The organism is Sulfitobacter sp. W027, from assembly GCF_025143985.1.
Classification (GTDB): domain Bacteria; phylum Pseudomonadota; class Alphaproteobacteria; order Rhodobacterales; family Rhodobacteraceae; genus Sulfitobacter.
The window spans coordinates 3,002,152-3,021,131 of sequence record NZ_CP083564.1 but is presented as its reverse complement, the minus strand read 5'-3'; the positions used below and the strand labels follow the sequence as shown (position 1 = coordinate 3,021,131).

Below are 18,980 nucleotides of genomic sequence, written 5' to 3'. Positions count from 1 at the left end.
TTACCTCGGTCTATGTACGTGCGCCGATTGCACAAAACCGAAGGCCAAAAGCAGCACTAGCATGGCAGAGCCACCGTAGCTCACCATCGGTAGCGGCACGCCGACCACGGGTGCCAGCCCCATGACCATCGACATGTTAACGGCGAAAAAGAGAAAGAAGTTCAGCGCGATGCCCAGCGTCAGCAAGCTGGAAAACCGGTCCTTGTTCTTCACTGCTGAGGCCACGCAGAACAGGATAATCAGCGCATAGAGCCCCAGTAGAGAGACGCCGCCGACAAAGCCAAACTCTTCGGCCAGCGTGGTAAAGATAAAGTCGGTGTGTTTCTCAGGCAGGAAGTTCAGCCGCGACTGCGTGCCTTGCATATAGCCACGTCCGGCCCAACCGCCCGAGCCGAGCGCGATCTTAGATTGGGTGATGTGATAGCCCGCCCCCAGCGGATCCTGACTGGGGTCGAGAAAGGTATCGATGCGGCGATATTGGTAGTCTTTCAACAACTGCCACGGGGTGCCGCGCGACTGAAACACGGCGGTGACCAGCCCGATGCCGGCGGTGATAACGGCGGCGAAATAGGCCCAATGGACGCCCGCCAGAAACATCAACCCGCCCCCGGCCGTGAGCAGTAGGATCGAGGTGCCGAGGTCGGGCTGTTTCAGCACCAGCGCCGTTGGTACCACGATGATCAGGATCGGCAGCAACACCCAGAAGGGGCGAGAGACCTTCTTGATCGGCAGCCAGTCGTAATAGGCGGCCAGAAACAGCACCAGCGTGATTTTCATCAATTCCGAGGGCTGGAGCCGCATAAATCCAATGTCGATCCAGCGCTGCGCCCCCATGCCGACAGAGCCGAAAAGCTCAACCGCGACCAGCAGTACCAGCGTCGCCCCATAGGCCACGCCCGAAAGGTTACGCCACAGCCAGATCGGCACCATCGCCACGGTGAACATGATCGCCATGCCGATGCCAAAACGCTTCATCTGCGGCTCGGCCCAGGGTGAGAATGACCCGCCCGCGACGGAGTAGAGCATCAAAAAACCAACGCCCGCGACACTGGCCAGTAGGATTGCCAGCGGCCAGTTCATAAAGAGGATTTTGCGCAGGCCGGTGGGGACGGATTTGACCGTATGCTCAAGATAGCTCATGCCTGATCTTCACCCTCCACGCTGGCCGAGGTTTCGGGCGCGGTGTTGCGCAGTTCTTCTTGCTGAGTGGCAATGCGCCCCCGGTCGGAGGAGGGATAGGCCTCAAGCGGGGGTTCGCCCCCGGCCATGGCCTGCAACATCACGTCACGCGCAATCGGCGCGGCAGCGGTCGAGCCGCCACCGCCGTGTTCCACCAGCACGCAAGCCGCGTACTTCGGCTTGTCGTAAGGTGCAAAGCAGACGAAAAGCGCGTGGTCGCGGCGTTCCCACGGCAGGTCGGCGTTGCTGGTCACACCGCGGGCACGCTCGGCGGCGGTGATGTTGCGCACCTGACTGGTGCCGGTTTTGCCTGCCATGCGCATGGTGTCGTCGATGATGCGGCTGCGATAGCCGGTGCCGCGGCGATCATTGACCACGTCGTACATCGCCTTGCGCAACTGACGCAGGTTGTTTTCGTTCAGGCCCATCGGCTCGCCCGCGCCGCTGGGCTGCTCCACCCCATCGATAGATTTAATCAGCCGCGGCGTGACTGCGCGCCCCGTGGCGATCCGCGCGCTCATCACCGCAAGTTGCAGGGGGGAGGAGAGGGTGAAGCCCTGCCCGATGGAAGCGTTGACCGTGTCACCGACGACCCACTCTTCGCCGCGGGCCGAGCGTTTCCATTGCTTCGTCGGTGCCAGCCCTCCCGCCACCGAAGAGAGCGCCAGATCATGTTTGATTCCAAGGCCAAAGCGGTTGGACATGGCAGTAATCTTCTCGATACCCACCTTCACAGCCAGATCGTAGTAATAGACGTCGCAGGATTGCTTGAGCGAATCCTGAAGGTTCACCCAGCCATGGCCCGCGCGTTTCCAACAGTGAAACCGACGCCCCGCGACCTCCAGATGGCCGGGGCAATAGACCGTTTCATCCGGGGCGACGATGCCCTCTTCGATGGCGGCAAGGGCGACGATCATCTTGAAGGTCGAGCCGGGCGGGTAGGTGCCCTGCACGGGTTTGTTCACAAGCGGGCGGTATTTGGAATTCAGCAGCGGGTTGTAATCCGCCGAAGAGATGCCGCCGATAAAGAGGTTCGGGTCATAGCTGGGCGATGAGGCAAGTGCCGCCAGATCGCCATTCTCGCAGTCGATGATGACCACGGCGGCGCTTTCCTCGCCCAGACGGGCCTGTACATAGCGTTGCAGATTGGCGTCGACGGTCAATTGCAGATCGGCCCCGGCCTGACCTTCGCGTCGCTCCAGCTCGCGCATCACCCGGCCAGTGGCGTTCACCTCGACGTGTTTGGTGCCCGCAGAGCCGCGCAGCAGGCTTTCTGCGCGGGCTTCGACGTTGATCTTGCCGATTTGGAAACGAGGAATGCGCAACACCTGATCGGGGTCTTCCAGCGCATCAAGGTCGGCTTGGCTCACCCGGCCCACGCGTCCCACCACATGCGCAAAATCCGCGCCGCGCGGGTAGACGCGGGTCAGGCCAACCTCGGGCGTGACGCCGGGCAAGGCGGGGGCGTTGACGCTGACCTTGCTCACGACCTCCCAGCTGACGTCATCAACGATGGTGACCGGCAAGAACGGGGCAGAGCGGGCCATCTCGGCCATAGCGCGTTCGCGGGTCTCCTCATCAATCTCGATAACTTGGGCCAAACGCTCCATCACCGCGCCCACGTCGCCCGCATCTTCGCGCACCATGACAATGCGGTAAGAGGGCACGTTGTCGGCAAGCTGCACGCCGTTGCGGTCAAAAATCTCCCCCCGGGAGGGCGGGATCAGGCGGATGTTGATGCGGTTTTCCTCGGCCAGCAGGCGGAACTGGTCGGCCTGATCGACCTGTAGGTAGCGCATCCGCGCCGCCAGCCCGCCCATGAACAGCAGTTGTGCGCCCCCTAACAGGGCGGCACGGCGGGTCAGGCGCGTGTGGTTGGCATCGTTATCTGCGCGGCTACGTCTCATCTCATCGGCCCCCGATCACACCCGTTTGCCAAGCGCATCCAGATCGCCCGGCGCGGTCTTGCGCACGCCCATGATACCATGGGTCACGGCCACAATCAGCGGATAAGCGAGCGCAGTCAGTGCCAATTCCGTGAGGTTCAGCGTCATGGAGGGCGTCGGCACCAGCGCAAGGCTTAGCAGAACGCGGTTGGCAAAAATCACCATGGTCAGGATCACGACCACAGTCAGCCATTCAGCGGCAAAACTTGCATCCCGCAGATGTCGCCCGCGCGATTTAAGGTTCTCCACCCCAATCAGCGCCAGCACCGCCCAAAGCCCGGGCGGACGTTGCAGCAAGAGATCGGACAGCAAAAAGACCAGAGTCAGAAACAGCGCGGGCACATATTCCGGCCGCCGCAGCGCCCAAGCGCAGGCAAAGCCCAAAAGCAGGTCCGGCCCCGCCCAGCTGCGCGGAATCGTCTCAAGCGGGAGGAGGTGGAAAAACAGGATCACCAGCGCCAGCGCCACAAAACTCAGGCGCATGACCCAAAGCCTGCTGCGCGACAGATCGGTCATTGCTCCACCCCAAGGGGCGCTGCCGGTTCGGCCAATGGGCCATCGGAGGTAATGACATGGGCGGTGTCAGGCACTTTCTCATTGCCGTGGTGGCGCAGCACCCGCAGGAACTCGAGCCGCTCGTAATCCGCAGCCAGCCTTACGCGAAGCCGTCCACCCGGATCGGCAGCGACCTGACCGATGAGGATGCCTGCCGGAAAAACCCCGCCATCGCCCGAGCTGATAACCCGGTCACCGGGACGCACCAGTTCGCGGTTTTCAATGAAATCCAGCGGCGGCGCGGCGCTGTTGTCGCCTGCCACGATGGCGCGCTGGCCCGAAGGCTGGATCGTCGCCGGAATGCGGCTGGAAGCGTCGGTTAGGAGGATCACGCGGGCGGTGTTCTTGCCCACGCCCGCGATGCGGCCCACAAGCCCGATGCCATCCATCGTCGCCCATCCCTCGACCAGCCCGTCGCGCGCGCCGACGTTCAGCAGCACAGATTGGCGATAGGGCGAGCCGCTGTCGGCCAGCACGGTGCCGGTGATGAAGGTAAGCCGCGGGTCAAGCCGCACGTTGTTAAGGTCCAGCAGGCGGGCGTTCTCTTGCTCAAGCTGAAGGGCCGCCTCTTTCCACGCCTGCATCTGACGCAATTCCGAGCGCAGCTCTCGGTTCTGCTCGCTTAGCCGTTGGTAGCTCTGGAAATCGCGCAGCAGATTAATCGTGCCGGTCACTGGGGCCATGGCCCAGTCGAGGTTGGGCACGAAACGATCCGTCACCTGCGCGCGGAAGCGTTCAACGCGGGGGCTGTCGATCCGCCAGAGCAGGAAAATTCCGATCAGCGCCAGCACCAGCACAGACAGCAGCAAACGGCGCAAAGGGCCGGTGAAATCGCTGGAACTGGAACGGTCTTTGGGCATCTTTGCCGAAACTCCCACCCGGTCAGGCGGGGCGGTGTCGCCGCGTGCCGGGTCTGGCTAACTTGCCAGTGTTAACTGTCGTAGTCGATCGCGTGGCGCAGCTGTTTCTCATATTCCAGCGCCTTGCCGGTGCCGAGGGCCACGCAGTTCAGCGGCTCATCCGCGACCGAGATCGCAAGGCCGGTCTGTTCACGCAGGGCGAGGTCCAAGTCACCCAGCAGCGCGCCGCCGCCTGTCAGCATCACGCCCCGGTCGACGATGTCGGCGGCCAGATCCGGCGGGGTGGTTTCCAGCGCGGTCATCACCGCTTCGCAGATTTGCTGGACCGGCTCGGCCAGCGCCTCGGCGATCTGTGCTTGGGTCACTTCGATCTCTTTGGGCACGCCATTCAGCAGGTCACGCCCCCGGATCTGCATTGAGGTGCCGCGCCCGTCGTCTGGCATCCGCGCGGTACCGATGGAGGTTTTCACCCGCTCGGCAGTCGTCTCACCGATCAGCAGGTTCTGCTGGCGGCGCAGGTAGCTGATGATGCCTTCGTCCATGCGGTCACCGCCGACGCGGACAGAGCGGGCATAGACGATGTCGCCCAGAGACAGCACCGCCACCTCGGTGGTACCGCCGCCGATGTCGACGACCATGTTACCGGTTGGATCGGTGATCGGCATCCCCGCACCGATGGCGGCGGCGATGGGCTCCGCAATCAGCCCGGCGCGGCGCGCGCCAGCGCTCAGAACCGACTGGCGGATCGCGCGTTTTTCCACTGGGGTCGCGCCATGGGGCACGCAAACGATGATCTTAGGCTTCGAGAAAGTCGAGCGCTTGTGCACCTTACGGATGAAGTGCTTGATCATCTCTTCGGCGGTGTCGAAGTCAGCGATGACACCCTCGCGCATTGGGCGGATCGCCTCAATGCTGCCCGGTGTCCGGCCCAGCATCAGCTTGGCGTCTTCGCCCACGGCCAGCACTTTCTTGACGCCATCCTTGACGTGATAGGCGACAACCGAAGGTTCGCTCAGCACGATGCCCTTGCCCTTGACGTATACCAGCGTGTTCGCGGTGCCGAGGTCGATCGCCATATCGGAGGAGAACAGGCCGCGGAATTGATCGAGGATGGACATAACAGTAGCGGAGCCTTGCAAATATTCGAACAGGCCCGCCAGCATGGGTCCACGCGCGGGCTACTGGCTCTTATAGGGCGCACGGGGTCAGGGTGAAAGGGGCAAGACCGCAAAGGTGGCGCGATATTGCCGCCGCGCTATTATAGAGTGGTCCTTTCAGGGCGCGGTTCAGACAAAGGTGGGCAATATCATGCAGAAAATCCAGACACTCGGGGTGCATCACATCACTCTTACCGGGGCCGACCGGCAAAGCTCGATCGACTTTTGGGAAGGGGTTTTGGGAATGCCTTTCATCTTTGATCAGCCCAATCTGGACGACCCGGACGAAGGGCATTTGTATTTCGATCCCGGCGACGGGCGGCTAATCACGGTTTTCACCAATGAGACCCGCAAGCGGGTGCACAACCGCACGCCGATGGATCCGGGCTGCGTGCATCATCTGGCTTTTGAAGTGGACCGTGCGATGTTCGATCAGGTGCCGGAGCGCCTGGAGGCGCGGGGCATCGGGCATTCGGGGGTCAAGGATCGCGGCTTCATGCATTCGATCTATTTCAAAGACCCGCTGGGGCAGTTGATTGAACTGGCCTGCTACACCTTCATCCCGCCGCGTGGGTCGAGCCATGCCGAGGTGATGCTTGAGGCGCATAAGCTACGTGTGGCTGCGGGGGATGATCATATTCAGCGACAGCATCTCGCGGATGCAGTGGTGAAGATCGTGGAGCGGGGACAGGCGTCGCTGAGCGCGGATCGCGGGGCGAAGAACCCTTATTGAGGGGAGTGTGCCACCCCCGCCCGGAAGCAAGCCGCAGGTGCCGGGCCATCGCCTGCCCGCCCGGACGGGTAGGCGATTGGGTGAGGCTGGGTGTTACATTGCTGAAACACATCATGGCTGAACCATAAAGTGGCACGAAGCAATGTTGGATCGCCAACCCGCGGGCAGGCGCTGGCCCTCAATCTGCAACTTTTACTAGTTCAGAAACAAGACAATGACATCGAAAACACCGGGCAGGCGATGGCCCTCTCGTACAAAAAAGGCGGGGTTTCCCCCGCCCTTCGATCAACTCACATCTTTATAATTGATCTCGCGCTTATCCGTGCCGCCCTTCTCACGCCGCACCAACAGCCGGTTCAGCGCATGGATATACGCCCGTACACTCGCCACCACGGTATCGGTATTCGCCGATTGACCGGTCACGATGCGGCCCTCTTCCTCCAGCCGAACGGAAACCGTGGCTTGTGCGTCAGTGCCCTCGGTCACAGCATGCACCTGATAAAGCTGCAAGCGCGCCGAGTGCGGCACCAGCGCCTTGATGCAGTTGAACGCCGCATCGACTGGGCCATCGCCAGTCTGGTTGGTGCTTTGCTCTGCGCCATCTATCTCAAGCACCATGTCGGCGGTCTGCGGGCCATCGGTCCCGCAAACGACTTTGAGCGATTTCAGGCGAATACGGTCTTCTTCAGGGTCGGTCGCGGTGCGCATCAACGCAATCAGGTCATCCTCGTAGATTTCCTTTTTGCGGTCAGCCAATTCCTTGAACCGCACAAAAACATCCTTGAGCTGGTTGTCGCCCAGTTCAAACCCGAGGTCTTCCAACTTGGACCGCAGCGCGGCGCGGCCCGAATGCTTGCCCATGACGATGTTGGTCTCGGTGAGACCCACGTCCTCGGGGCGCATGATTTCGAAGGTCTCAGCATTCTTCAGCATGCCGTCTTGGTGAATGCCACTTTCATGGGCAAAGGCGTTCTTGCCGACGATGGCCTTGTTGAACTGCACCGCAAAGCCTGAGACAGCAGCGACCCGGCGCGAGATGTTCATGATCTTGCGGCTGTCGATGCGCGTCTCGTAAGGCATGATGTCATTGCGCACTTTCAGCGCCATGACGACCTCTTCGAGCGCCGTGTTGCCCGCGCGTTCGCCCAGACCGTTGATGGTGCATTCCACCTGCCGCGCCCCGGCCTCGACAGCGGCAAGGCTGTTGGCCGTCGCCATGCCCAGATCGTTGTGGCAATGGGTGGCAAAGATGATCTCATCCGCGCCGGGCACGTTCTCCAAAAGCTTCGCGATCAAATCGGCGCTTTCGCGTGGGGCGGTATAACCCACGGTGTCGGGGATGTTGATCGTGGTGGCCCCGGCTTTGATGGCGATCTCGACCACGCGGTAGAGGTAATCAAGCTCGGTCCGTGTCGCGTCCATTGGCGACCATTGCACGTTGTCACAGAGGTTGCGCGCATGGGTCACGGTCTCATGGATGCGGTCGGCCATCTCGTCTTGGGTCAGGTTCGGAATGGCGCGGTGCAGGGGAGAGGTGCCGATGAAAGTGTGGATGCGCGGCTGACGGGCGTGTTTCACGGCTTCCCAGCAGCGGTCGATGTCACCCAACTGCGCGCGGGCTAACCCACAGATCACGGCGTTCTGGCTTTGGCGGGCGATCTCGCTCACCGCGTTAAAGTCGCCTTCAGAAGCGATGGGAAAACCCGCTTCGATGATGTCGACGCCCATCTCATCCAAAAGCTGCGCGATCTCCAGCTTTTCGGCATGGGTCATCGTCGCCCCGGGGGATTGTTCGCCATCCCGCAAGGTGGTGTCAAAAATCAGCACACGGTCCTGTTTCGTCATATCTGTCATCCTGGGTTCTTTCTTTGCTGGTATCCTTGGCGCGCGACACATCCCTCTGAGCGGGCGCGCCGAAGGGCACGCTCAGAGGCGAATTAGTAGCAGCAAGGTGGCGCGCAGCAGGCCCGCGCGGTCGCGCGGCAGGGTCGGGATATGGACGGCCTGTGTCATGGCAGTAGTTATACGCCCGTCTTTTCAAATGAAAAGGGGGTGTTGCGGCTTTTGTTTGCCCCTGCGTCAGCGCCGCCTATCTGCCTATGAGCAAGGGAGATGCGGATGCGGCGACAAGCGATACCACGAGAGGCGGCAGCGTGAGCGCGCGGGTGCTTGTGATCGGTGCCAGCGGCGGGATTGGCGCGGCGCTGACCGAGGCTCTGCGGGCGCGGGATACGGAAGTGACCACGCTGTCGCGCGCGGCGGATGGGTTTGACGTAACGGATGAGGCTTCGGTCAATGCGACGCTAAAGGGGCTGAGCGGCCCCTTTGACGCGGTGATCGTCGCCACCGGCGCTTTGGAGATCAATGGGGCGGCCCCGGAAAAATCGCTCCGCGCGATCACGCAGAAGGCGATGATGGACCAGTTCGCCGTGAACGCCATTGGCCCTGCGCTGATCCTGCGTCACGCGGCGCGGCTCCTGCCGTGCGACAGGCGGTCGGTGTTCGCCGTGCTTTCGGCACGGGTGGGCTCTATCGGGGATAACCGTTTGGGCGGCTGGATCAGCTACCGCAGCGCCAAGGCAGCGGTGAACCAGATCGTGCATACCGCCGCGATTGAGCTCGGCCGCAGCCATCCGCAAAGCATCTGCGTGGCGCTGCATCCCGGCACCGTGGAAACCCCCTTTACCGAAAAGTATCTTGGCCGCCATCCCGCAGTCCCGCCGAGCGAGGCCGCAGGCAACCTTCTACGGGTAATCGATAGGCTGACCCCGGACGACAGCGGCGGGTTCTTCGACTGGGCCGGAAAGGGGGTGCCGTGGTGACTCGTCTGGTTCTGGTCTTGGGGGATCAACTCTCACTCAACCTATCCTCGTTGCGCGAAGCCGATAAGGCGCGCGATGTGGTGGTCATGGCCGAGGTGGCGCAGGAGGCGGAATATGTCCGCCACCACCCCAAGAAAATCGCGCTGGTCTTTGCAGCAATGCGCAAATTTGCGTGTACGTTGGAAAAAGACGGCTGGTCCCTGCGCTACACGCCTTTGGACGATCCTGAGAACGCAGGCTCTATCGTCGGCGAGTTGTTGCGGCGGGCGGAGGAGACCGGCGCGAGCGAGGCGATCGCGACCGAACCGGGGGAGTGGCGGCTGCTCTACACGCTGACCGAAGCGCCGATCCCAACACGCCTCTTGTCGGATGACCGTTTCATCGCCAGCCGCAAACGGTTCGAAGATTGGGCCGAGGGGCGCAAGGCGCTGCGAATGGAGTATTTCTACCGCGAAATGCGCCGCGAGACCGGCCTGTTGATGGAGGGCGACGATCCCGCAGGGGGCAAATGGAATTTCGACCACGACAATCGCAAGCCCCCTAAGGAGGGGCTGGAGTTCCCCGAGCCGATCAGCTTTGCGCCTGATGCTGAGACCCAAGCGGTGCTGGACCTTGTTGAGGCCCGCTATGGGGACAATTTTGGTGATCTCCACCCCTTTGACTTTGCCACAACGCGCGCGGAGGCCCTGCAGGTCTTGGCGCATTTCATCGACTACGCCCTGCCGCGATTTGGCGATTATCAGGACGCGATGTTGGAAGGACAGCCCTATCTTTTTCATGCGCTGATCTCTCCGTATCTGAACCTTGGGTTGCTCGACCCGATGGAGGTCTGCCGGGCCGCCGAAAAGGCGTGGCAGGAGGGCGCTGTGCCGATCAACGCCGCCGAAGGGTTCATCCGCCAAATCCTCGGTTGGCGGGAATACGTCCGGGGCATCTATTTCCTTGAAGGACCGGAGTATGTAGAGCGCAATGTGCTGCGCCATGACCGCGACTTGCCCGCCTTTTACTGGGGCGCCGATACTCAGATGAATTGCCTGCGTCAGGCCATCGGGCAGACCCAGAAATACGCCTATGCCCACCATATTCAGCGATTGATGGTGACGGGCAATTTCGCCCTGCTGGCGGGGATCGACCCGCATCAGGTGCATGAATGGTATCTGGAGGTCTACGCGGATGCCTATGAGTGGGTCGAAGCGCCCAACACGGTGGGCATGAGCCAATTCGCAGATGGCGGAGTCATCGCCTCGAAACCCTATGTCTCGTCGGGTGCCTACATCAATCGCATGTCGGACTACTGCAAAGGGTGCAGCTATAGCGTCAGCGCGAAGGCGGGAAAGAAAGCCTGCCCCTTCAACCTGCTTTATTGGCACTTCCTTGACCGTCACCGCGAGCGGTTTCAAAGCAATGCACGCATGAGAAATATGTACGCGACATGGGACCGCATGGATGCAGAACGTCGTGAGGCGATCTTGCGCGATGCGGGCAACTGGTTGCAGCGGTTAGAGGCCGGGGAGACGGTCTAGGCCCGATCAGCCCTTGGCTACAGGCCGTGGCGGATGGATATCCTGACTGTCCTGTGGTGCTTCGGCGCGGTCGAACATGCCATAGTCACGGATCACATGGGCAATGCGCAGGTGATAGTCGGTAAAGATCCCCTCGCGCCCCGCGGCCTGCGCGCCGCGATGCGCAGTTAGCTTGCGCCAGTTCTGCACCGCTTCTTCATCGCGAAAGAATGAGATTGAGAGCAGCTTGTCGGGGTTGGTCAGGCTCTGGAACCGTTCGACAGAGATAAAGCCATCCACCTCATCCAACAGAGGCCGCATCTTGGCCGCGATGTCGAGATATTCCGCGCGGCGGTCGGGGTGGGGGAAGACTTCGAAGATGACGGCGATCATGGTGGCTCCCTCAGATTGCTGCAACCATGCTAGCCCTAAATTTCGGATAAAGAAAAGGCCCGGAGATCGCTCTCCGAGCCCTCTTTAACCAAGCCTGTTGCGACTTAGCGCACAACGTCGACGATCAGGTTCGTCTCGTTGTCAACGATCACGGTCGCGCCGTTGATGTTTACATAGCGGTATGTGGTCTCCGGCACTTCATATGTGGTCACGGTCGTAGGGATGCCCGCGCCGACAACGACTTCGCCGTCGAGGTACACGGTCTCAACCGGGTTTTCACGCACATAGGTAATGGTGGATTCTTCGGGCTCAGCCGCGGCAGAACCTGCAGCACCCCCTGCAATGCCACCAGCGATGATGCCACCAATCGGGCCACCAACGGCATATGCGGTCAGCGCGCCAAGGGTCGCACCGGCAGCAGCGCCTTCGGTCTCATTCTCGGCAGTGCCTTCGGGATCTTCATAGGTCACAGTGCCGATTTCGACGGTCGCGGGGCGGGTGGTCAGAGCCACGGCCTGCTCTTCGACTTCAACGGCGAGGTAATCAGAATAGGACCAGCCCATCGCGTCGCCAAATTTGACTTGGCACCAGGATTGGCCGTCAAGGCAGCCTTCCACCATAGTAGCTTCGCCACCGGGGATGACACCGACGATGTCGTACTGCGGGCCGGGGCCCGAACGGATGTTAAGATCGGTTGCGGCATAGGCTTCGGCCGATTGTGCATAGACAGGTGCAGCGGCACCCAAAGCGATGGCAGATACCATTCCAAGTTTAACGATATTCATGTCTTAACCCTTTCTGTTCGGCGATGAGTGCCCTGTGGGAAATCCGGCGCCGTTGTTGGTCGTGTTTGGACAACCTTGGAGGGAAGATTTCGTTCCGTATCATTTTTCAGGACACGATTTCTCACTCTCCAGAAGGGGTTTATTGGGCGGTAACCTGCTGACAGGTGGCGGAAAAATGCGTGAGCGCCGCGCTCTGCGAATGGTTGGAAACTTAACTCGCTGTCTAAGCGTTATGAGCGGCCGCGCCAGCGGGCGGGACGTGGGTATTCAGTGCGCGGGGCAGTGACGCGCGGGCCGGGCGTGGATCGGTTTCCCTGCGGTCGATGCTCTAGGTGGCGTCGCGCGACTTCTTGAGCGATCCGTTGGTCCAGGCCTTCCGCGACACAGTCCTCAACGCTGCCATCCTTGTCCATCAAAACTCGAAGGATGTCGTCCAATTGGTGTTCCTCAGTGGACTGTTCTGATATTGCCATCGCCGCAGCCTCCGGCCCCAGCATCCACGCGCGATGGGTCTCACTGCGCCATTGGCAAAGCGCGTGAACTTCCGTCTGGTAAAGGTCTTTGATTGGATTAAAATCGCCCAGCACGGCCCCGTGACCCATGGCGGCTGCAGATTTGTTCTGTGCCGTGAGCAGCAGTTCTCCCGCGTCATCCGCCAAAGCGCGCAGCATCAGGCTGCGCAGAGGGAGGGAGAGGGAAGCAACACTGACCTCCGCGCCAAGCGCTGCCAGACTATCGCGCAGTGAAGAGTATAGAGAGCCCTCCGCAGCGACCGCGATCTCGCGCAGATTGTCAGCCCCCAAAGCATCACGTGCGATCATCGCTGCAAGTGCTGCATCATGCCCCCCCGCGTTTTCGATCAGCACTTTAGCGGCCCCCACCTTGGACACATAGTCCCGCAGGCCCACGACCAACGCGCGGTAGTCACGTTCAAGCGTACTTGGTTGAGGCGCGCGGTCTCCGGCCGCGATCAGCCAGCCTTCCGGGCCACGTTCCAGATCGACATGGGCAATGGCCTCCTCAAAGGCGGGCAGTTGAAGCGCAAGCTTGCCGCTGGGGTTCAGCGCGAAAGAGGCGCCGTCATAAACCGCCTCATCCTGCCCACCGGCCATATTTAGATAGACCAGTGGCAACTCTGTCTCGATCACCCGCGCGACCATGTGATTTAGCCGCCGGTCCATCGCGCCGCGCAGATGGGGCGCAGCATTGGGGATTAAAAGGAATTCGGCCCCGGTCTCGGCCTGCGTCTCGGCCACGTCGCTTTCCCAGCCATCCGCGCCGATGGGGGAGCCGATGCGCAGCCCCTCAACCGCATAGGGGCCACTGATCGGGCCTGCGTCAAAGACAGAATGCGGTACGGGGCTGTGTTGAAGTACCCGCTGGGTAATCTTGCCGCCCTGCAGGATGAGGTAGGCGTTATGGAGTTTTGTCCCCTCGACCCAAGGTGCGCCAAGCGCCAAGGCGGGGCCATCGGCGCAATCGGCGGCGAGCGCCTCAAGATGCGCCGTGACATCGCGCTGGAAGGCGGGGTTGCGCAGCAGGGCTTTGGCATCATGCCCGGTCAGGAACAGCTCCGGCAGGGCGACGAGCTGCGCCCCGGCGTCGCGCCCGGCCTCCCACGTTTTGCGCGCTAAAGCCGCGTTCCCCGGCAGATCGCCGACAGTCGGGTTTAATTGCCCGAGGGTAAGGCGAAAGCGGTCTGACATGGGAAGGCTCCGGGCTGACTGGCGTTGGTTCGATGTAGCAGATCAACGCCAGACCGAAACCCCCAGGTGCGCGCGGCCCGCAGCGCCGGTTGCGCGGGATCCGCCCAAACCGGCGTGCCAGTCCTGCAAACACGTTGCCTCTGCCCTCCATCACCCGTAACCTCAGGGCAAATGACACCTAACGAGATCGGGAATTTCCGCCCATGTTGCACCGCAGCCTGCCCCTCTGTCTGATCGCCCTTCTGGCCACGCCGCTCGCGGCGCAGGACGGGCAGGTGCTGACCAAGGAATATGACGACGGTGGCATCTATGAAGGCACCTTTCAGGGCGGCCTTCAACATGGCAGCGGCACCTATAAGCTCCCCAATGGTTATGAATATTCCGGTGAGTGGGTCGAGGGCGAGATCAAGGGCGAAGGCGTCGCACGTTTTCCAAACGGATCGGTCTATGAGGGTAACTTTGCCAAGGGCAAGCCCGAAGGTCTGGGCAAGATCACCTTTGCCGATGGCGGCACCTATGAGGGCGAATGGGAAGCCGGCGCAATCATGGGCCAAGGCGTGGCGATCTATGCCAATGGCGTGCGCTATGAGGGTGAGTTCCGCAACGCCAAACACCACGGCAAGGGCGTGATGCAAAGCCCCGGTGGCTATGAATACAAAGGCGATTGGGTCGATGGCGTCAAACAGGGCGTTGGTACGATCACCTATCCCGATGGCGCGGTCTATGAAGGCGAGATCGAAGCCGGCAAACGCAGCGGCGAAGGCACGCTGACCATGCCCGACGGTCTGATTTATGTCGGCCTGTGGAAAGACGGCCAGATCGACGGCACCGGCACGCTGACCCAGCCTAATGGCGATGTTTACGAAGGCACGTTGGTGGCGGGCCGCCGTGAGGGCAAGGGCAAGGTCACCTATGAGAATGGCGATGTCTATGAGGGCGACTTCAAAGACGACCGCCGCGACGGGCAGGGCACGTTTACCGGCACCGATGGCTATGTCTACACCGGCTCATGGGTGGCCGGGCAGATCGAAGGCGAGGGGCAGGTGACCTATCCCGACGGCTCGGTCTATGTCGGCACCTTCCGCAATGACTTGGCCGATGGCACGGGCAAGATCACCTACCCCGATGGCTCTACCTATGAAGGCGCATGGGTCGCCGGTGTGATCGAAGGCGAAGGTATCGCGACCTATACTAACGGTGTGGTCTATGAAGGCGCGTTTAAAGACGCCCGCAACCACGGCCAGGGGGTGATGACCTATGCCGACGGCTATCGCTATGAAGGCGGCTGGCAGGACGGTCAGCGCCATGGGCAGGGCAAGGCGACCTATCCCGATGGGACTGTCTATGAGGGCGAGTTTGCCGAAGGCCAGCGCCATGGCAAAGGCAAGATCACCATGGCCAGCGGCTTTGTCTACGAAGGTGACTGGACCGACGGGGAGATCGAAGGGCAGGGCGTGGCGACCTATGCCAATGGCGATGTCTATGAAGGCACCTTTAAAGCAGGCAAACGGCAGGGCAACGGCACCATGCGCTATGCCAGCGGCGAAGAAGCCTCGGGCGATTGGGAGAACGGTGCGTTGAGCGATGGGGCTGCTGAGGCAGCGCCGGAAGCCGAGGCCGAAGCGCCCGAGGAAGAGGCGCTGCCTGCGGATGCAACCCCGGCAGAAACGGCCGGGGAAGAGGGAGCCGCCGTAGAGGAGGCCCCTGAGCAAAGTGTCGAGGAAGACACCTCAGAGGTCGTGCCCGCGCCGACCGGCACCCCGGCAGACGGCGGCTGACCCCCGCCTTTACTGGACAACGCCCGCGCCCTGTGGCAAGCCCGCGCGCAACAGGAGTACGCCAGATGTCCAACCCCACCGTTACCCGTTTCGCCCCGTCCCCCACTGGCTATATCCACGTGGGCAACCTGCGCACTGCGCTGATGAACTACCTCATCGCGCGCAAGGCAGGCGGCACTTTTATCCTGCGCATCGACGACACCGATCCTGAGCGCAGCAAAGAAGAATATGTCGACGGCATCAAGCAAGACCTCGAATGGTTGGGCTTGGAATGGGACCGGGTTGAGCGTCAGTCCGAGCGGCTGGACCGCTACCACGCCGCCGCCGAAGACCTGCGCGAAAAGGGCCGTTTCTATGAGGCATTCGAGACGCCGACGGAGCTGGACCTCAAGCGGAAAAAGCAGCTCAATATGGGCAAGCCGCCGGTCTACGACCGCGCTGCGCTGAAACTCGGCGACGAAGAGAAACACGCCCTACGTGCTGAGCGGGGTGATGGTGTCTGGCGTTTCAAGCTCGACCACCAACGGATCGAGTGGGACGACGGTATTCTAGGCGCTATCTCGATCGACGCGGCCTCGGTCAGCGATCCGGTGCTGATCCGCGGCGATGGGCAAATCCTTTATACGCTGGCGAGCGTCGTGGATGACACCGATATGGGCGTAACCCATGTCGTGCGAGGGTCGGACCATGTGACCAACACTGCGACGCAAATTCAGATCATGCAGGCCTTGGGCAATGGCGCCGTGCCGTCCTTTGCGCATCACTCACTGCTGACCGGTCCGCAGGGCGAGGCGCTGAGCAAACGCCTGGGCACACTGGCCCTGCGCGATCTGCGTGAGCAGGGGGTGCAGCCCTTCGCGCTCTTGAGCCTGATGGCGCGGTTGGGGTCGTCGGATCCGGTGGAATTGCGCAACGACATGGCGCAATTGATCGAGGGGTTTGATATCAACCGCTTTGGCTCGGCTCCGACCAAGTTCGACGTGCAGGACCTCTTCCCGCTGACGGGGCGCTACCTACAGCAACTGCCGCTTGAGGCCGTGGCCGATGATATCGCCGCGATTGGCGTGCCGGAGGATAAAGCCGCGCAGTTCTGGGCGGTCACCCGTGAGAATATCTCGACGTTAAACGATCTGGGCCCATGGTGGGCCATGTTCCGCGACGGGGCCGAGCCGGTGATTGCCGAGGAAGACCGCGAGTTCGTGGCGCAAGCGATGCTGCTGCTGCCGGAGATGCCGTTTGATGAGACCACATGGTCAAGCTGGACCGCCGCGGTCAAAGAGGCCACGGGCCGCAAGGGGCGCGGGTTGTTCCGGCCCCTGCGTTTGGCGCTGACGGGGCAAGAACACGGGCCGGAGATGGCGCAGGTGATGCCGTTGCTGCAGAACGTGAAGGCGCGCGGCTGAGCAGACCGAGCGACCGGGGGCTCTGCCCCCGGACCCCCGCGGGTATTTGAAAAAGGATGAAGGAGGTTTGGGGGCTGTGCTTGCGGCCCTCAGAAGTTCCTTGCTGCGAAGGTGGTTTCTTCGCGTTGTTTGATTTGCACCGACAGGCGGTTCATATGCTGGTCGACCACGGTGGTTTCCGCCTCCGTCAGCGTTTGGTGACGCGGGTAGATCGGCGCGGCGCGGTCGTTGAGAATGGGTGTGTCCCAGCCATCGGTCGTATCGAAGAAGCGTGCCGCGCCATCGGTGCCGAATTCGCGCAGGAAGCCTTGAACCACCACGTCGAGGTAGCTCAGCAGGATGACGTGATCGCCGTGGTCTACCGCGATGTCGGCGGGGATGGCGTAGTGGGCGATGTCGGGGGCGGGGGCCAGATCATGCACCACCGCGCCGCCTGAGGCGTGGCGCTCGTAGCTGTATTCGCGCTTGTCCAGTGCGGCCCAGTCTGCACCCGGCACCGCAGCGATCAGCCCGTCGATGCGGGTGGCGGGGTTTTGCACTACCGAGAGATAGACGATATCGCGGCCCTCGGTTCGGATCCATTGCCGCCGCCAACCGTCAAGCTGCGCCGGGCGGGCGTCTGGGTAGCTGTGGGTGTTGCGGTTCACAAGGCTGCCGTAGCCAAAGAAATAGGGAGTCATGCGGGGTGCTTTCCGTTTGCCATGTCGCGCGCAACAAAACATGTGTCGCATCTGCCTACAAGCACGCTTGACGCAGAGGTATGCGGCAGCATACGAAAGGCCAAATCGTCACGGGAGAATCGGTTAACACCGATGCCGAAGGAGCAACCGCCCCGGAAACTCTCAGGCCCCAGGACCGTGACGTGACCAAGACTCTGGAGAGATGCGCGGATGCGCACGCCGAAGGGATAACGATCTCAGGCGGAAGGACAGAGGGGGCATCATGCGCGGCAGCAGCGGCGCTAAGGTGCCGGCATGGTCAAAAGGTCATCCGGAAGCGACAGGAAAGGCGAACCGGATGAGCGATCTTAAGCAGACGGCATTGCATGATTTGCATGTGGAACTGGGGGCTAAGATGGTGCCCTTTGCGGGCTATTCGATGCCCGTGCAATATCCCCTTGGTGTGATGAAGGAACATGTGCACACCCGTGCGGCCGCCGGGCTGTTTGACGTGAGCCATATGGGGCAAGTCGTGGTGCGGGCGAAATCGTGCAGCTATGAAGATGCGGCTTTGGCGATGGAGAGCCTCGTGCCGGTCGATGTGCTGGGCCTTGATGAGATGCGCCAGCGCTATGCGATGTTCACTGATCCCAATGGCGGTATTCTGGACGATCTGATGTTGGCCAATCTGGGCGATCATCTGTTTGTCGTGGTCAATGCAGGCTGCAAGGATGATGACATTGCTCTGATGAAAGAGGCGCTGTCGGACCGTTGTGACATCGAGGTCTTGGATGACCGTGCGTTGCTGGCCCTTCAAGGGCCGAAAGCCGAAGCGGCGCTGGCGCGGTTGCAGCCCTCGGTGGCGGAAATGAAATTTATGGACGTGGCGCGGGACGTCGACATTGACGGGATCACCGTCACCCTGTCGCGCTCAGGCTACACCGGCGAAGACGGTTACGAGATTTCAGTGGCCAATGCGGATGCTGAAGCCTTGGCGCGCAAGCTTCTGGCGCTGGAAGAGGTCGAGCCCATCGGTCTGGGCGCACGCGACAGCCTGCGGCTTGAAGGCGGTCTGTGCCTTTATGGTCATGACATCGACACCACCACAACGCCAGTCGAGGCGGCGCTGAACTGGGCGATCCAGAAGGTGCGGCGCAATGATGGTGAGCGGGCGGGTGGTTTTCCCGGCGCGGGTGTCGTGCTTCAACAATTGACCGATGGGGCACCGCGCAAGCGGGTGGGGCTGCTGCCCGAAGGCCGTGCGCCAATGCGCGAAGGGGTGGCGATCTTTGATGCGGCTGAGGGCGGTAATGAAGTCGGCACCGTCACCTCCGGCGGCTTTGGTCCGACGGTTGGCGGCCCCGTTGCCATGGGCTATGTCAGCGCCGAGCATGCGAAGGTCGACACTCCGCTTTGGGGCGAGGTCCGCGGCAAGCGCTTGCCATTGACTGTCACGAAAATGCCGTTCGTTGCGGCGAACTTCAAACGCTGAATCTACACAG

16 protein-coding genes and 1 riboswitch are annotated in these 18,980 nt (G+C 61.7%); of the genes, 6 read left to right on the top strand and 10 right to left on the bottom strand.

From position 1 onward, the window contains the following. The 5 genes from rodA to K3759_RS14740 form a co-directional block, all read right to left on the bottom strand. On the bottom strand, positions 1-1,140 hold the full coding sequence (gene rodA, locus K3759_RS14760; protein ID WP_259982909.1) for a rod shape-determining protein RodA: 1,140 nt from the start codon (positions 1,138-1,140) through the stop codon (positions 1-3). Then, positions 1,137-3,086, bottom strand: a complete 1,950-nt coding sequence (mrdA, locus tag K3759_RS14755) for a penicillin-binding protein 2 (RefSeq protein ID WP_259982907.1) — start codon at positions 3,084-3,086, stop codon at positions 1,137-1,139. Before mrdA ends, rodA begins: the two co-directional genes overlap by 4 nt. Positions 3,087-3,101: 15 nt before the next feature. After that, positions 3,102-3,641 carry a rod shape-determining protein MreD gene (locus tag K3759_RS14750; protein ID WP_259982905.1) on the bottom strand — a complete coding sequence of 180 codons (540 nt, stop codon included), beginning with the start codon at positions 3,639-3,641 and terminating at the stop codon, positions 3,102-3,104. After that, positions 3,638-4,540, bottom strand: coding sequence for a rod shape-determining protein MreC (gene mreC / locus K3759_RS14745; RefSeq protein WP_259982903.1), 903 nt, complete (start codon positions 4,538-4,540; stop codon positions 3,638-3,640). Before mreC ends, K3759_RS14750 begins: the two co-directional genes overlap by 4 nt. 71 nt (positions 4,541-4,611) lie before the next feature. Further along, positions 4,612-5,658, bottom strand: a complete 1,047-nt coding sequence (locus tag K3759_RS14740; protein ID WP_040700660.1) for a rod shape-determining protein — start codon at positions 5,656-5,658, stop codon at positions 4,612-4,614. A gap of 190 nt (positions 5,659-5,848) precedes the next feature. On the opposite strand from K3759_RS14740, the gene K3759_RS14735 reads away from it, so the two are divergent. Continuing rightward, positions 5,849-6,430 carry a VOC family protein gene (locus tag K3759_RS14735; RefSeq protein WP_259982901.1) on the top strand — a complete coding sequence of 194 codons (582 nt, stop codon included), beginning with the start codon at positions 5,849-5,851 and terminating at the stop codon, positions 6,428-6,430. Between the two features lie 285 nt (positions 6,431-6,715). On the opposite strand, the gene K3759_RS14730 is transcribed toward K3759_RS14735, so the two are convergent. After that, positions 6,716-8,284, bottom strand: coding sequence for a 2-isopropylmalate synthase (locus K3759_RS14730; protein ID WP_259982899.1), 1,569 nt, complete (start codon positions 8,282-8,284; stop codon positions 6,716-6,718). A 299-nt stretch (positions 8,285-8,583) separates the two neighbouring features. On the opposite strand from K3759_RS14730, the gene K3759_RS14725 reads away from it, so the two are divergent. After that, a complete protein-coding gene (locus K3759_RS14725) occupies positions 8,584-9,252 on the top strand; it encodes an SDR family NAD(P)-dependent oxidoreductase (protein WP_259982897.1) in 669 nt (222 codons plus the stop codon). Continuing rightward, positions 9,249-10,775, top strand: a complete 1,527-nt coding sequence (locus K3759_RS14720; RefSeq protein ID WP_259982895.1) for a cryptochrome/photolyase family protein — start codon at positions 9,249-9,251, stop codon at positions 10,773-10,775. The genes K3759_RS14725 and K3759_RS14720 overlap by 4 nt, the downstream gene beginning before the upstream one ends. 6 nt (positions 10,776-10,781) lie before the next feature. On the opposite strand, the gene K3759_RS14715 is transcribed toward K3759_RS14720, so the two are convergent. The 3 genes from K3759_RS14715 to K3759_RS14705 form a co-directional block, all read right to left on the bottom strand. Beyond that, a complete protein-coding gene (locus tag K3759_RS14715; protein WP_259982893.1) occupies positions 10,782-11,147 on the bottom strand; it encodes an antibiotic biosynthesis monooxygenase in 366 nt (121 codons plus the stop codon). A 104-nt stretch (positions 11,148-11,251) separates the two neighbouring features. Further along, positions 11,252-11,932 carry a DUF1236 domain-containing protein gene (locus K3759_RS14710; protein ID WP_259982892.1) on the bottom strand — a complete coding sequence of 227 codons (681 nt, stop codon included), beginning with the start codon at positions 11,930-11,932 and terminating at the stop codon, positions 11,252-11,254. Between the two features lie 230 nt (positions 11,933-12,162). Further along, on the bottom strand, positions 12,163-13,638 hold the full coding sequence (locus K3759_RS14705; RefSeq protein ID WP_259982889.1) for a nitrilase-related carbon-nitrogen hydrolase: 1,476 nt from the start codon (positions 13,636-13,638) through the stop codon (positions 12,163-12,165). Positions 13,639-13,841: 203 nt separating this feature from the next. On the opposite strand from K3759_RS14705, the gene K3759_RS14700 reads away from it, so the two are divergent. After that, a complete protein-coding gene (locus K3759_RS14700) occupies positions 13,842-15,416 on the top strand; it encodes an MORN repeat-containing protein (protein ID WP_259982888.1) in 1,575 nt (524 codons plus the stop codon). Between the two features lie 65 nt (positions 15,417-15,481). Beyond that, positions 15,482-16,819, top strand: a complete 1,338-nt coding sequence (gene gltX, locus K3759_RS14695) for a glutamate--tRNA ligase (RefSeq protein ID WP_259982886.1) — start codon at positions 15,482-15,484, stop codon at positions 16,817-16,819. Between the two features lie 89 nt (positions 16,820-16,908). Here gltX and K3759_RS14690 read toward each other — a convergent pair whose 3' ends face one another. Beyond that, entirely contained in the window at positions 16,909-17,499 is a 591-nt protein-coding gene (locus tag K3759_RS14690) for a gamma-glutamylcyclotransferase family protein (protein ID WP_259982885.1), read from the bottom strand. A 101-nt stretch (positions 17,500-17,600) separates the two neighbouring features. Next, positions 17,601-17,687, top strand: a riboswitch (glycine riboswitch). A gap of 149 nt (positions 17,688-17,836) precedes the next feature. On the opposite strand from K3759_RS14690, the gene gcvT reads away from it, so the two are divergent. Next, positions 17,837-18,970, top strand: coding sequence for a glycine cleavage system aminomethyltransferase GcvT (gene gcvT / locus K3759_RS14685; protein ID WP_259982884.1), 1,134 nt, complete (start codon positions 17,837-17,839; stop codon positions 18,968-18,970). The last annotated feature ends 10 nt before the right edge of the window (positions 18,971-18,980 follow it).

Bases quoted from the DNA above. Each gene is read 5' to 3' on its own strand.
- gltX (WP_259982886.1), top strand. From the start codon at position 15,482: ATGTCCAACCCCACCGTTACCCGTTTCGCCCCGTCCCCCACTGGCTAT.
- K3759_RS14730 (WP_259982899.1), bottom strand. From the start codon at position 8,284: ATGACAGATATGACGAAACAGGACCGTGTGCTGATTTTTGACACCACC.
- K3759_RS14690 (WP_259982885.1), bottom strand. From the start codon at position 17,499: ATGACTCCCTATTTCTTTGGCTACGGCAGCCTTGTGAACCGCAACACC.
- mrdA (WP_259982907.1), bottom strand. From the start codon at position 3,086: ATGAGACGTAGCCGCGCAGATAACGATGCCAACCACACGCGCCTGACC.
- K3759_RS14705 (WP_259982889.1), bottom strand. From the start codon at position 13,638: ATGTCAGACCGCTTTCGCCTTACCCTCGGGCAATTAAACCCGACTGTC.
- K3759_RS14740 (WP_040700660.1), bottom strand. From the start codon at position 5,658: ATGTCCATCCTCGATCAATTCCGCGGCCTGTTCTCCTCCGATATGGCG.
- mreC (WP_259982903.1), bottom strand. From the start codon at position 4,540: ATGCCCAAAGACCGTTCCAGTTCCAGCGATTTCACCGGCCCTTTGCGC.
- K3759_RS14750 (WP_259982905.1), bottom strand. From the start codon at position 3,641: ATGACCGATCTGTCGCGCAGCAGGCTTTGGGTCATGCGCCTGAGTTTT.
- K3759_RS14710 (WP_259982892.1), bottom strand. From the start codon at position 11,932: ATGAATATCGTTAAACTTGGAATGGTATCTGCCATCGCTTTGGGTGCC.
- rodA (WP_259982909.1), bottom strand. From the start codon at position 1,140: ATGAGCTATCTTGAGCATACGGTCAAATCCGTCCCCACCGGCCTGCGC.
- K3759_RS14735 (WP_259982901.1), top strand. From the start codon at position 5,849: ATGCAGAAAATCCAGACACTCGGGGTGCATCACATCACTCTTACCGGG.
- K3759_RS14700 (WP_259982888.1), top strand. From the start codon at position 13,842: ATGTTGCACCGCAGCCTGCCCCTCTGTCTGATCGCCCTTCTGGCCACG.
- gcvT (WP_259982884.1), top strand. From the start codon at position 17,837: ATGAGCGATCTTAAGCAGACGGCATTGCATGATTTGCATGTGGAACTG.
- K3759_RS14715 (WP_259982893.1), bottom strand. From the start codon at position 11,147: ATGATCGCCGTCATCTTCGAAGTCTTCCCCCACCCCGACCGCCGCGCG.